Genomic DNA, 12,914 nt, shown 5'->3' with positions numbered 1-12,914 from the left:
TGGATGCGGATGGAGAAGACTATTCCCGGGTCAGCCGCTCGCCATATTCGCGCCAGACCGCCTTGACCTCGAGGCTGTCGAGGCGCGGGATCGATGGATCGCCGCAGGTGACCGTCGCGCCGCTGATGTCATAGTTGGGGTAGGCGTTGGCGAGGAAGTGCACCGCTTCGCCCAGCGAGTTGACCCGGATCACCGGATCGGCCTGGCCCTGGCCGGTGCTGCGCACACCGGAGACCGTGGCTGGAGCATGCCGCATCCGATACACGGATGCCATGGCTGGTCTGTCCATCGTCCTCTCCCATAAAGGCCGTGACGGGAATCATTCCATGAGCTTGTCCGATGGTCTCACAGCTGCCGGTTCCTGAAAAGCCGGCTAGCGAAGGAGGGGTTGTTCGGTTGCCCAGCGGCCCGTTCGATTGCCGGGTGAGGGCATTTGTGCTATGATTTCTTCATGGTGCTGATTTGCGCCGACGGCCCGCCGCCGAGGCGGGTTTTTTGTTTTCAGCCTCCCGCCAAGCTTGCCTGCGCCACCTTGCCGGATGCCCGGAGCTCTGGCATCTTGCCAGTGATGGGAATGGAGTTCTCCCGAAACCGCCAGTGATGGCTGATGACTCCTGCCGCGAAAACCGCGGTGGGAGTCTGTCGATCCCGCCGCCATGGCGGGCTTCATGCTCGCCTCAACAGAGGATCGAGCATGTCTTTTTCGAACTGTCTTATCGTCATGGCCGGCGGTGCGCTCGGTACGCTGGCGCGCTATCTCGTCTCCACCTGGGCGCTGCCGGTGAGCAGCCAGCTGCCCTGGGGCACCATCATCATCAACATCAGCGGCTCGCTGCTGATCGGCTTCTTCGGCACGCTGACGCTCGCCGGCGGGCGTTATCCGGCTTCCGACAGCCTGCGCCTGTTCGTGATGATCGGGCTGTGTGGCGGCTATACCACTTTCTCCTCCTTCAGCCTGCAGACGCTGGACCTGCTGCGCGCCGGCGGGTTTGGTCGGGCGGCGCTGAACGTCGGCCTGTCGGTGGTGCTGTGCGTGGGGGCGGTGGCGCTCGGCCATGTCATCGCCGCCCGCATCAATGGCGGCGCGGCCCAGATCGCGCAGAGCGTGATCGAGGAGGAGGCTTAGGGGTGGTTGATAGGAATTTGTTCCTTTTTTTGTTGACCGCTGAGGGCAGCCATGGTACATTTAGAGCCACGGTGCTGATTTGCGCCAGTGACCCGCCGCCGTGGCGGGTTTTGTCTTGAATGGATGCCGGTATCGGCCGTGCCGGGGGCAGGCGACCGGTCGAAATCATCGCGAAACCGCGTAGGGGAGCTTGCAGACCCAAAGCTGCCTGGAGTCGTCCTGCGTGCATTGGCAGGCTCCGATACCGGTGACGGTCTGGTTCGTCTTGGCCGCATCGATGCGGGCATTCTGCTCGGCATGGCCGCATGCGGATCCTTGCGTGGCGCCTTCGCCCAGGATCGCCATTGTCAGCGGCTCGTTTTGAGCCGGAAGGCGGCCGCTGGGCGGCGACGTTATGTTGGAGCTTACGTAGGGAATCGTGCGCCAATATGCGTCCTGGCAGTCGGTGGGCGGCTGCGCGTCTGCCCGAAGTTTCTTGTAGTATCGAGCCTGAACACCAAAATTCAGCCAGGCCCTGGTCTGGTTGAATGTGTCACCATGCGGCTTTACATCGAAATTGACCAGGATGTCTTCGTCCCTGGGTACGATGATCAGGTCGCCATTGTTCATGCTGATTTCGACTATCCTGTAACCGCAGAAGGTAAATCCTTCCGGCGTTGAAATATGATCCGCTTTCTCGATCGGGTTGGCCTCGTACTCCACGGTGTTCTTCCAGGTGAAGCCGACATATTCCCAGACATTCCCGTCGATCACGCCGTGGTGCAGATTGCGCAGAGGGTTCACTCCGCGCCAGCCTTGCTGCCACATCTGGTTCAGGAGATCGATCTCTCCCTTCGCATCCAGGGCGATGGAATGCTGTTCTCCGAAGCAGACTGATCCGGCTTGGCTTACCGTACAGTCCGAGCCTGGCTGGGCGGAGCTGGCCTGCGCCCTTGTCCCGGAGGCAGATAAGGGGACGACGAGGGCCGACAGCACGATCAGGCCGACGAGCGCTCGAGGCGTGCCAAGCCTTGCTGGAGTCGACGATGGTCCCACGGAACTCCCCCCTCGCGAATTCTCAGACAGCCAAGGTACTCAAGGCCGGGATATCTCGGCAAGTCCGGTTCTGGATCCCGGTATCGACATTGAAGGCCGTCGCCGTGAGGAGAGATCCCATGCCCCGTTATGCCACCATCATCACCAATGACGACGGCCTCGAGATCGTCAGCGCCATCGGCGAATTCGAGGGCGCGGCACCGCAAGCGCGGCTGGGGCGTATCGAGCCGGTCATGCCCGGTGTGCTCATCGGCATGGTGCGGAATGTCGCCGGCGGCTTCGGCTTTCCGCAGGCCGCGATCGGCGGGCAGCTCGTCGGCCTCGCCATGGCGCGGCTCAAGGCCACGAAGCCTGCCGGAACGGCAAGGCCCGTGGAGCCCGCGAAGAAGAAAGCCGCCAAGAGGCGCAAGAAGCCCGCCGGGCCGAAAAAGCCGCCAAGGCAGAAGCCGGCGATTGGTGCCGGCGAGGCCGATAGCGTGGCGCCGGTCCATGACTGACCAAACCGATGCCGGGCCGCCCCGCAAGGCACGGGCCGTGCGGCGCAAGCCAGTCGACAGGCCGCCGGCCGCCGCGACCAAACCTCGCCCCAAACGCGCGAAAAAGACGCTGGGTGATGATTTTCTCGCCGTCGTTTGCGCCGATTTCCGCGCCCATGGCGCCGGCGTCATCGCCGAGGTGCGGGCCGACAAGCCGGACCAGTATCTCAAGATCGTGCTCTCGGTGCTGCCCAAGGACATAGATGCCGCCATCAACCAAATGGACACGCTCAGCGATGAGGAGATCCGCAGCCGCATCCGGGCCCTCGAAGCCATCCTCCGGCCGTTCCTCGACGGACCCGTCGATCATTCCGGCCAGGGCGGAATATCTGGCGCTGCTGACGGAGCTTGAGCGCCGGCGCAGCCGCAATCAATTGGCCGCTTACAAGCCGTACCAACGCCAGGCCGAATTTCACGCGGCGGGCGCAAAAAACCGCGAGCGCCTGTTCATGGCCGGCAACCAGCTCGGCAAGACGAGGGCGGGCGGCGCGGAGTGGGCCATGCATCTCACCGGCCGCTATCCCGCGTGGTGGCAAGGCAAGGTGTTCGACAACGCGGTCAGGCTGTGGGCCGCCGGCGTGACCGGCGAGGGCACGCGCGACAATCCGCAGCGCGTGCTGGTCGGCCCGCCGCAGCAGCAATCCGCCTGGGGCACCGGCATGATCCCGGCCGATGCCATTTCGGACACCATCATGGGCCGCGGCGCGCCCGGCGCGCTCGACAGCGTGGTGGTGCGCCATGGCGGCGGCGGCGACGTGCAGGCCGGCGAGAGCGTGCTGTCATTCAAGAGTTTCGAGAAGGGCCGCGAGAAATGGCAGGGCGAGACCCTGCACGGCGTGTGGTTCGACGAGGAGCCGCCGATCGACATCTATTCCGAAGGCCTGACCCGCACCAACGCCACAGGCGGGATCACGATCGTGACCTTCACGCCGCTGCTCGGGATGAGCGATGTGGTGCTGCTGTTCTTGAGCGCGGCGGATGTGGAGGGGATGGGCAAGGGGTGAGGTTGCAGGATTTGGGTTCCTCGCCCCCGCAGAGCGGGGGAGAGGTGGCCGCGAAGCGGACGGAGCGGGGGCTTCGTAAGGCGCCGGGTCGACAAGGTGAAGCCCTGCTTGCCTGGTTCGCGCGATTCCCCCTCTCCGTCGCGGCTTCGCCGCGCCACCTCTCCCCCATCTGCGATGGGGGCGAGGAACCCAAGTCTTGCGAGCACTCACTCCACTTCCCGCGCCACCATTTGATCGAGGTTCTCGTTCAGCCGCCTCAGCAGGCCGACCAGCATCCGAACCTCGTCTTCGCTGAAGCCGGCCAAGGCGCGCTCCTTGCCTTGCTCCAGGGCCGTGCGCGTTGCGGGCAGTTTCTCAAGCGCCGCTTCGGTGAGCGAGATCAACTGGCTGCGGCCGTCGGCGGGATCGGGCGATCGGCGCACGCGCCCGTCGCGCTCCATGCGCGACAACACTTGCGCCATGGAGGGCTGCTCGATCTTGGCGAGGCGCGCGAGATCTCTTTGCGACATCGCGCCGCCATGGCGCAGCAGATAGACGACCGGCAACTGGCCGATGGAGAAACCGAACGGCTTGACGCGACGTTCGCCCAGGCGGGCGAAGCTGCGCGAGGCCATGTTGACGAGCGGGGCGGGGTCCGAGAACAGATTCCAGTCGATCATGGGTTGCATAGGTACCTATGGATATTATATAGGCTCCTATATAATTCACTGCGAGACCTCTGTCCATGACCGCAACGACCCCACGCATCGCCATCATCGGCGCCGGCCCGGCCGGGCTGACGCTGGCCCGCATTCTCCATATCAACGGCATCGCCGCGACCGTCTTCGAGCGCGAGGAGCATGCGCTGTTCCGCCCGCAGGGCGGCACGCTCGACCTGCATGTCGAGTCCGGCCAGCTGGCGCTGCGGCGCGCCGGGCTGGAACAGGAATTCCTGCGCATCGCGCGCTACGAGGACCAGGGCAGCCGGCTCTACGACAAGAACGGTCAGCTGATAGTGGCCGATGACGACGACAGCGGAGATCGCCCCGAGGTGGACCGCTCGGCGCTGCGCGAGATCCTGCTTGCCTCGCTGCCCGAAGGCACCGTGCAATGGGGCAGGGACCTGCGTGAAGTCTATGCGCGCCCGGACGGCGCCTATGACCTTGCCTTCGGCCCTGATCTGCTGGGGCCGTTCGATCTGGTCGTCGGCGCCGATGGCGCCTGGTCGCGCGTGCGCCCGCTGGTGTCGCGCTATCGCCCTCAGTATTCGGGACTGACCTTCATCGAGTTCGGCATCGACGATGTCGACGCCAGACACCCGGCGATCTCGAAGCTGGTCGGTCGCGGCAAGATCGGCGTCGAAGGCGATGGCAGGAACATGATCGTCCAGCGCAACGCCAATGCCCATCTGCGCGGCTACGCCATCTTCCGCGTGCCGGCCGACTGGGCGGCCCGGACCTTCGATTTTTCCACGCCGGCGGCAGCGCGGGCACGGCTGATGGCGGAGTTCGAAGGCTGGTCGCCCGAGATCCTGGCGCTGATCGCGGCCAGCAACGACCAGATCGTGGCGCGCCCCATCCATGCGCTGCCGGTCGGCCATCATTGGCAAAACCGGGTCGGTGTGACGCTGCTGGGCGATGCCGCCCATCTTATGTCGCCCTTCGGCGGCGAGGGCGTCAATGCCGCCATGCTCGACGCCGCCGAGCTTGCGCGCCATCTCGTCGAGGCCGGCGACTGGCGCGAGGCGGTCAGGCTCTACGAGCGCGATATGTTCGAGCGCGTCATCGAACCCGCGGCCGATGCGGCCGAAGCGGCCGCGACCGAGCTTTCGCATATCGGCCCCGAACTGACGCTGGAGCATGTGCGCCGGCATGCGCAAATGCGGGAAGCTGCCGCTCACGGCTGAGCGGAATGGCTCTTCTATCGTTCGGCCAGCGGCAGGTGGCGGGAAAAAACCGTGCGTGGACAAGGCGATACGCCAATTTGCGCAGACGCTGAATCAGGAAACCGCCATGTCCCGACACGTCACCTTCATGACCATCGACGAGGCGGAGCATTATTCGCCGGGGGAACGTGCCGCGATCGTGGCCGCCTATCCCGCGCATGAGCGCGAGGCCCGCGCGAAAGGCATTCCGGTGCTGGGCTCGGGCCGCATCTTTCCGGTGGCCGAGGAGTTGATCGCCTGCGAGCCGTTCCGGCTGCCGCGCTACTGGCCGAGGCTCGGCGCGCTCGATTTCGGCTGGGACCATCCTTCCGCCGCCGTCGAACTCGCCTGGGACACCGAAACGGACGTCGTCTACGTCACAAAAGCCGTCAGGGCCTCGCAGCAGACCCCGGCGATGCAGGCGCTGACCCTGAAACCCTGGGGCGACTGGCTGCCCTTCGCGTGGCCGCGCGACGGCCGCCGCGAAACGCTGGAAGGGGCGGGCACCGCGCTTTCCCGGCAATATGCCGCGCATGGGCTCAACATGCTGTCGCGCCATGCGCAGTTTCCCGACGGCTCGGTTTGCCTGCCGCGTTCCGGCGCAGGCCGGCCAGGGCGGACGGCAGCATCTGCCAAGCGAAAGTGAAGCGCTCTTCAGGGTTGCGCAGTGCCTTGAATTTCTCGCTCAGTTCGATGATGCGCTGCTGCGGCGGCACGCTTTCATCGACATATCTGGCGCCCATCCTGTCCGAGAATTCCTGCGGGACGGACAACACCGTCCTGAACCCCATTTGCTGCTGAGCGGCCCGGGCCCAGTTGACGGCGGCCTGGAAATCCTCGGGCGTTTCAAGCTTGCTCCAGTCCGGAGCATCGCCGCGATACAGCTGGCTGACATAGGCGGCGGGATCGGCATCGCGAGCGAGCATGATCAGGCGGGCGGCCGCCGCCTTTACCTCGTAGCGTTCAACCGCTTCCGGCGAACCGCCGGGCGCGGGTTCGGCGTCACGGAGATCGGCATGGATCGCCTGGTTCGTCGCCGGATACATGTCGGAGTACGCCTTGGCGACGCCGGTCGTTATGCGGAAGTCATCGAAGCGCCTCGGGCCCTCATCGGAGCCGTAGATGTTGACGAAATCCTGCGCCGTCGGTTCCTCTTCGGGGTATTTTCCCGTGGTGGCGATGACAGCCGGCGCGTTCTGCTCGGCAAGCATGACTCTCGCATGCGCACCGATCATCCGAGCCACTGTGGCGTTGTTGGCCTGAGCCTTCAGCGCCGCGAGATCGTCCGGCTTCAGATAGGTTATCGCCTCGAGGGGAATGGCCTGATCCGGCGGAGCAGTGTCGCCAAACGCCTGCGCCACCCTTTCATCCGGCGTCAGTCTCCCGACACGGTCGCCTTTCGCCGCCTTCAGGCTGCTCGGCGCGAGCATCCAGCCCATGGCCGCGTCGCCGGCGGCATCGTCGCCGGCAGCGTCTGTAATCGCTCCGGTCGTCAGCATATCCAGCGCCCGCTGTGGATCCCTGGCGATCTGCGCCTCCACCCTTGCCGATCGCCGCGGCATTGTCGTTCAGCACCGTGTCGAGCCGGGCCTGCTCGTAAGCGTCACGCAGTTGGATCTGCCTCGCCGCCAGGCGCAGCGAGCGGGCCTCGCGCGTTGCAGAGCCTTGCCGGATGAAATCCGCCCGCTGGCCCTCGGGCACTTGCCGCAGAATGTCCTGGAACAGGGCGTCGAACAGGCCGGGCTTGGCCACCTGCCCGGTATAGGGGTCGAGCTCGCCATAGATGGCGTCATGCAGGCCGCGCCCGTCGGCCGGCGCCTTCGCCGCCGCCTCGTCCTCGGCCTTTGCCAGCTGGCCGTCGAAATGGCGGCGGATGAAGTCGGTGTCGAAAGCCTCCTGCTGCGCCATGCGCTGCTGGTAATGCGCGGTCAGTTCCCCGACATCGCCCGCATAGCCCCGCGTAGGGCCGGCTATGGGCGTTATCTCAGGAGCTTGCTGCGTCTTGTCGGGATCACGCCGGCGCTGGGCGATGGACAGGGGAATGACATGGACCATTGGCTGTCTCCTGCCTGGCGGTTTGAAGGGCGCGCGGCGATGGGCCGCCGGGGATGGCGGCCGGTTCGGTTGCGGTGGGTTTTCGGGCTGAGCGCGCTAGGGGGGCATGCCGGAACGCGGCGCCCGCGACAGCCAATCTCCCCCCTTGAGGAGGAGATGTCCGGCAGGACAGAGGGGGGCGCCGTAGGGCGCCTACACGGCGTTCATGTTCAAGGACAAGGCGATCCTGTGGAACGAGCTGCCCGTCAACACCGAGGGCGGCCCGCTGGAGTTCGACCGCAAGCCGCGCCAGGGCCATGGCGGCGGCGTCACCGAGATGGTGGGCCGCCGGCATTTCGTGCCGCATGTGCCCGGCACCCGCTTCCTCGACGCCTCCACCGCCGGCGAGTTCGCCACCGACGCGGAGCTGGCGCTGGCGGCGAACTGGGACCGCACGGCATCGAGCGTGAAGAACATGACCTTCATCGCGCTGAAGACGACCGAGGCCTGACCGGGCCAAAAAGGCGGGGGCAATGTGCCCCCGCTTCTTGAATAAAATGGTCTAATTGTAATGGGTGACGTTACTATTTCATTCTCGAAGGCAGCTAGAATAGGGGTTTACGGCAGCGAGAGAATATTGGTTTGAACTGGTTCCTTTTTGCCATCACGATAAGCCTTGTCCTCTCGGCGCCGTTCCAATTGTACGGAGGCCATCTTCTCGGCGAGGAAATCGAGGCGGCCCCTCCAAAGGGCGGTTCCGTGTATTCAACGCTCTACTCCATTTCGAGTTGGGCCAAGTATGCCGCCGTCAAACGAGCGGCTGCACGAGGCGATCGATTTGCCTGGTGGTGTTTGCTCTTGGTGTGGCTAGGGTGGGTTTGGTGTGCTCTCATCGTCCTATCGATATTATCCATGCCGATATGGCGGCAATGGCTGGTCGGGTAAGGCGCGCACGCAGCCGGAAATTTGCCTCCCGAGACATTGATTTGGCTTAGCGCGGATGGTTGATCTGGGGCAGGTTGCTCGAAGAGAGCCTCAAGCTCAAGATCAGAGGAAATAATCAGCTCCATGCGCTCCGCAACGACAATCCTTTTCGTTCTTTCCGTCGTCTCGTCAGTCTTCGCGGGAGAAATCTCCGAACCCACCACGGGCGTGAAACTGACATACAGCGATGATTTGTGGCAGGCGGAGTTTCAGGATCAAAAGATCTTCCTGTCATGCATGGCCGACGCGTGTGGTGGCGATTGCAGCGTGGTTTCGACAACGACTCCGACAGGCTTGGACTCGCATGAGTTCTTCGAACGGTACCGAAACGAGATCAACGATGAAACAATTGCCAGGGGTGTTACTTATGGCTTCGATCCCATAGCGATCGACAAGCCGTCGCTCGTCAAGATCGATGGCCGGGATGTTTCGTTATCTTCTGTCCGCCTCAGGAAACCTGGCCTGATCCGGAACTGGACGGCCGTCTCGGAGGCTCCCTTCGGGGTTGTTACGTTGATCTGTTATACAACCGAGGACACTTATGAAATCGCCAGAAAAACATGGTTGAAGTTGGCGAAAGGTATTGCGCTTCCTGAGAAGTAGCCAGCGGTTCAGAGGCACTGTGGTCTGTTGCGACCCGCGTGACTCGATCTCAAAAGTAAGCTGGCGGGGGCTGCGGCGCAGGAAGCGCCGTCTCAGGTCGTGACGCTGACCTACTGCGCCAGCGAGGACGGATACTAAAGCAATTCCAGGAAAGGTATGAAACGGTTTCCCCTAGGGAATTGCGTAAAAACAAAGAGTTAGAGCCTTTCAGCGATTCTATGAAACGCTGAACGGCTCTAGACAGCCCAGACAGCCAGGCTGGCGTCGGTCAGAAATATCGTTTCTCCGAAATTGAGATTTACGGCCGCGCAGAACTCCTCGCCCCGTCTACGCTGACAGATGTCGGCAGGCAGGTGAGGGCAGCGCCAGCGCTTGGAAATTGGCGCCAGCTTTCGATGCCGGCGCCGCCCTCAGCCCTGCCGGCATTTCTCCCTGTGAGCGGGGAGAAAGAAGCTCTTTCCCTAATCATTCACCACGAGGCGACCCATGGCCATCACACCACTCGACATCGCCAATATGGCGCTCGCCGTGCTCGACGAGGCGCCGATCGACAGTCTCGACCAGGACGTCAAGGCGGCGCGTCTGCTCAACCTGCATTTCGACCTGACGCGCGAGGCCGAGCTGACCAAATGCGCCTGGGTGTTCGCGATCCTGCGCGCCACGGTGACGGCATCGGATACAGGCAACAGCGCCTGCACGTTGAACTTCGCCTATGAACTGCCGGCCGACTGCCTGCGCCCGCTGCCGATGACCCACAATGGCGAGGCGGACGGGGTGCCGGTCTCGTGGCGGCAGGAGGCGGGATTGATCTATTCGGACCAGCCCGGGCCGCTTGTCATCCGCTACGTCGCCAACCTGACCGACCCCAACGACTGGGACGCGCTTTTCACCGAGGTGGTGGTGGCCGCGCTCGCCGTCAAGGTCGCGCATCCGCTGACCTACAAGTCAGGGATGATCGACATCGCCCGCGCGGCCTATGACCGGGCGCTGGACGCCGCCTTCAATGCCAATGCGATCCAGCGGGGCGGGCGGCTTTACACCGCTTCCTGGTCCTTTCAGCGCGGCGACGGCAGGGGTGTGCGCTGATGACGTCGCTCTATCCGGTTCAGGACGTCTTCACCCGCGGCGAGATCAGTCCGCGTTTGCACGCTCGCGCGTCGCTCGATTTCTATCGGGCGGCACTCGCCCGGTGCGAGAACTTCGTGACGCTGCCGCATGGCGGCATCCGCAAGCGCGGCGGCACCTATTTCGCCGGCGAGGTCAAGCTTTCGGCGAAAAAGACACGGCTGATCCCGTTCATCTTCTCGGCCGACCAGGCCTATGCGCTCGAATTCGGCGACCAGTATATCCGCGTCTATGCCTATGGCGCCCGCGTCGGCACGGTGGAAGTGGCGTCGCCCTATCTCGAAGCGGACCTGTTCGAGCTCGCCTATGTGCAGTCGGCCGACCAGATGTGGATCACCCATCGCAACTATCCGCCGAAGGTGCTGACGCGCACGGCGCACACCGCCTGGACGCTCGACGACTTCCAGTTCCTCGACGGCCCGTATGACGACATCAACGACACTTCCACGACACTGACGCCGGCATCGTACGGTTCGTTCGTCCCGAAGATGACCGGGTTGACCACGCCAACAGGCACGGTCTCCAGCCAGAATGCGACGGGCAATGCGTGGCAATTGTTCGACAAGAACGGCCGCACGCTGTCTTTCCTGTCCTCCGGAACAACAGCCTGGGTCCAGTACCAGCAACCCGGCGGCGCGCAAAAGGTCTGCAACGCCTATTGGGTGCAGGCATCCGGCGGCGCGGCAAATGCAGAAGACATGCCGACACAGTGGGTGGTTCAGGGGTCTAACAACGGAACCAACTGGACGACGATCGATTCGCAAGTCGCCCAGATCGGATGGTCTCCCTACGAACGCCGATATTTCGATTTCTTCAACAAGACCCCGTTCGAGTATCTGCGGCTGGATATGGAGGGTGGTGGTGGCCCTGACAGCGCAAACACGCAGCTGGCCGAATGGGCTCCCAACGAAGATGGCGCCCTGATGACGCCTTTCAATCTCACGGCTTCATCCGTCGTCGGCATCAATGGCGGCACGGGGTTCCAGACCTCGGATATCGGCCGAGCCATTCGGCTTCTCGGCGGCGACAACATCTGGCGCTGGGCGAAGATCACCGGGCGAACCAGCACAACCCTCGTTCAGGTCACGATGTACGGGCATGCCCTGCCTGACCTGTCGCCAATCACCCGCTGGCGGCTCGGCACGTTCGTCCCCGGCAAGTATGTCGAAAGCGGTTCGCTGTATGAGGAACGCCTGGCCTTCAGCCGCCGTTTCTCGGTCTATGCGTCGAGGACGGGCGATTTCGACAATTTCGCCCTGGGTGAAAAGGACGATGACGCCATCGAATTCCTTCAGGCCGGCGGCGGCCAGGCCAACGACATCGTTTGGATCGCCGATTCCGACGGCGCGCTGCTGATCGGCACGTCCGGCGGCGTGCGCGCGCTTTCGGGCTCGGGCATAGACGAGGCTCTGACGCCGTCCTCCTTCAAGAACCGCCGCTCGCGCACCTTCGGCTGCGCGCGCATCCGGCCGGTCGATGCCGGCCAGTCGTTCCTCTATGTGACGCGCTCGCGCCGATCGATCGCCGAGCTGACGCAGACGGCGCAGAGCCGTTTCTCCTCGGATGACGTGGGCCAGGTCTCGGAGCATATCCCCAAGCAGGGTGTGATCGAACTGGCCTTCCAGACTGATCCCGACCCGCTGCTGTGGTTTCCGCTCGAGAACGGCGAGCTCGGCGGCTACACCCATCAGCCGAGCCAGGAGGTGCGCGGCATGCACCGGCACCGTCTGGGCGGCGGCTTCGACGGCACGGGCTGGGCGGTGGTCGAGAGCGCCGCGGTCACTCCAGGCCAGGCCGGCAACGACGACCTCTGGCTCGTCGTCAAGCGCACCATCGGCGGTGTGACGAAGCGCTATATCGAGATCAAGACCGCGCCGTTCGAATATGACGCCGTCGCCGATGCCTTCGAGGTCGATTGCGGCCTGACCTATATCGGGGCGGCGGTCACATCAGTCGGAGGCGCCGCGCATCTGGCCGGCCAGTTCGTCGACGTGCTGGCCGACGGCAAGGTCTATCGCGGCCTGACCGTCAGCGGCGGTGGCACGGTGACTTTGCCGGGCGGAGCGAGCGCCGCCCGATGGCAGCTCGGCCTGCCCTATGCGGCAAGCGCCGACACGCTGGAGCTCGATGTCGGCGGCCGCGACGGCTCCCTCATCGGCCGCCGCAAGAAAGTGGCGAAGGTGATCCTGTCGCTGTTCGAGACCGACACAACGGGGCTGGAAGTGCAGTCCCTGATGCGCGGGCGCTGGGAACCCGTGCGCATGCCCTCGATCGTGACGCCCGACGGCGGGGCAACGCTGTTCACCGGCAATGTCGAGGTGCCGATCGACGACAGCTGGGAAGGGCAGGGGCGGGTGCGCATCCGTCACGTCAACCCGACGCCCTGCACGATCCGGGCGTTCACCCCGGTGTTCGACGCCGAGCCGTAAGATGGGGCGCCGAGGCTGCCGATCTCCCCCCATATGGGGGAGATGTCCGGCAGGACAGAGGGGGGCGCTGTCCCGCCAGCATCTCAACTCATAGCGATTGCTTTCTCGCACCAATTCTTGGCTGAACGCACTCCA

14 protein-coding genes and 1 riboswitch are annotated in these 12,914 nt (G+C 64.2%); of the genes, 10 read left to right on the top strand and 4 right to left on the bottom strand.

Annotated elements, in window-relative coordinates; translation table 11 throughout:
• Positions 1-19 precede the first annotated feature (19 nt).
• A complete protein-coding gene (locus J0I79_RS13590) occupies positions 20-289 on the bottom strand; it encodes a hypothetical protein (RefSeq protein ID WP_292859045.1) in 270 nt (89 codons plus the stop codon).
• A gap of 272 nt (positions 290-561) precedes the next feature.
• Positions 562-624, top strand: a riboswitch (Fluoride riboswitch).
• Between the two features lie 70 nt (positions 625-694).
• Here J0I79_RS13590 and crcB point away from each other — a divergent pair.
• On the top strand, positions 695-1,126 hold the full coding sequence (crcB, locus tag J0I79_RS13585) for a fluoride efflux transporter CrcB (RefSeq protein WP_292859042.1): 432 nt from the start codon (positions 695-697) through the stop codon (positions 1,124-1,126).
• 165 nt (positions 1,127-1,291) lie between these two features.
• On the opposite strand, the gene J0I79_RS13580 is transcribed toward crcB, so the two are convergent.
• Entirely contained in the window at positions 1,292-2,161 is an 870-nt protein-coding gene (locus J0I79_RS13580; protein WP_292859039.1) for a hypothetical protein, read from the bottom strand.
• A 119-nt stretch (positions 2,162-2,280) separates the two neighbouring features.
• Between J0I79_RS13580 and J0I79_RS13575 the strand changes: the two genes are divergently transcribed.
• Genes J0I79_RS13575 through J0I79_RS13565 form a run of 3 tightly spaced genes read left to right on the top strand, consistent with a single transcriptional unit; the run spans position 2,281 to position 3,701 of the window.
• Positions 2,281-2,658 (top strand): hypothetical protein, encoded by a 378-nt coding sequence (locus J0I79_RS13575; protein WP_292859037.1) that lies wholly within the window; start codon positions 2,281-2,283, stop codon positions 2,656-2,658.
• Positions 2,651-3,049, top strand: a complete 399-nt coding sequence (locus tag J0I79_RS13570) for a hypothetical protein (RefSeq protein ID WP_292859034.1) — start codon at positions 2,651-2,653, stop codon at positions 3,047-3,049. Before J0I79_RS13575 ends, J0I79_RS13570 begins: the two co-directional genes overlap by 8 nt.
• A 22-nt stretch (positions 3,050-3,071) precedes the next feature.
• Positions 3,072-3,701, top strand: coding sequence for a terminase family protein (locus tag J0I79_RS13565; protein ID WP_292859031.1), 630 nt, complete (start codon positions 3,072-3,074; stop codon positions 3,699-3,701).
• A 206-nt stretch (positions 3,702-3,907) separates the two neighbouring features.
• On the opposite strand, the gene J0I79_RS13560 is transcribed toward J0I79_RS13565, so the two are convergent.
• A complete protein-coding gene (locus tag J0I79_RS13560; RefSeq protein WP_292859028.1) occupies positions 3,908-4,360 on the bottom strand; it encodes a MarR family transcriptional regulator in 453 nt (150 codons plus the stop codon).
• 65 nt (positions 4,361-4,425) lie between these two features.
• On the opposite strand from J0I79_RS13560, the gene J0I79_RS13555 reads away from it, so the two are divergent.
• The gene (locus J0I79_RS13555) at positions 4,426-5,586 is read left to right on the top strand and encodes an NAD(P)/FAD-dependent oxidoreductase (RefSeq protein ID WP_292859025.1); all 1,161 of its coding nucleotides are present in this window, start codon (positions 4,426-4,428) and stop codon (positions 5,584-5,586) included.
• Complete coding sequence (locus tag J0I79_RS13550; RefSeq protein WP_366014388.1) at positions 5,540-6,250, top strand: terminase family protein; 711 nt, start codon at positions 5,540-5,542, stop codon at positions 6,248-6,250. The genes J0I79_RS13555 and J0I79_RS13550 overlap by 47 nt, the downstream gene beginning before the upstream one ends.
• Here J0I79_RS13550 and J0I79_RS13545 read toward each other — a convergent pair.
• Positions 6,144-7,103: a hypothetical protein gene (locus tag J0I79_RS13545; RefSeq protein ID WP_292859019.1), complete on the bottom strand. Its 960-nt coding sequence runs from the start codon at positions 7,101-7,103 to the stop codon at positions 6,144-6,146. The genes J0I79_RS13550 and J0I79_RS13545 overlap by 107 nt on opposite strands.
• 761 nt (positions 7,104-7,864) lie before the next feature.
• On the opposite strand from J0I79_RS13545, the gene J0I79_RS13540 reads away from it, so the two are divergent.
• From J0I79_RS13540 to J0I79_RS13525, 4 genes are all read left to right on the top strand, one after another.
• Positions 7,865-8,149 (top strand): hypothetical protein, encoded by a 285-nt coding sequence (locus J0I79_RS13540; protein WP_292859016.1) that lies wholly within the window; start codon positions 7,865-7,867, stop codon positions 8,147-8,149.
• A gap of 557 nt (positions 8,150-8,706) precedes the next feature.
• Positions 8,707-9,225 carry a hypothetical protein gene (locus J0I79_RS13535; RefSeq protein ID WP_292859013.1) on the top strand — a complete coding sequence of 173 codons (519 nt, stop codon included), beginning with the start codon at positions 8,707-8,709 and terminating at the stop codon, positions 9,223-9,225.
• A gap of 486 nt (positions 9,226-9,711) precedes the next feature.
• Positions 9,712-10,311: a hypothetical protein gene (locus J0I79_RS13530; RefSeq protein WP_292859010.1), complete on the top strand. Its 600-nt coding sequence runs from the start codon at positions 9,712-9,714 to the stop codon at positions 10,309-10,311.
• Positions 10,311-12,779, top strand: coding sequence for a hypothetical protein (locus J0I79_RS13525; protein ID WP_292859007.1), 2,469 nt, complete (start codon positions 10,311-10,313; stop codon positions 12,777-12,779). Before J0I79_RS13530 ends, J0I79_RS13525 begins: the two co-directional genes overlap by 1 nt.
• The last annotated feature ends 135 nt before the right edge of the window (positions 12,780-12,914 follow it).

This window comes from Mesorhizobium sp. (assembly GCF_017306585.1).
GTDB lineage: Bacteria > Pseudomonadota > Alphaproteobacteria > Rhizobiales > Rhizobiaceae > Mesorhizobium.
This window is presented reverse-complemented; position numbering and strand designations above follow the sequence as displayed.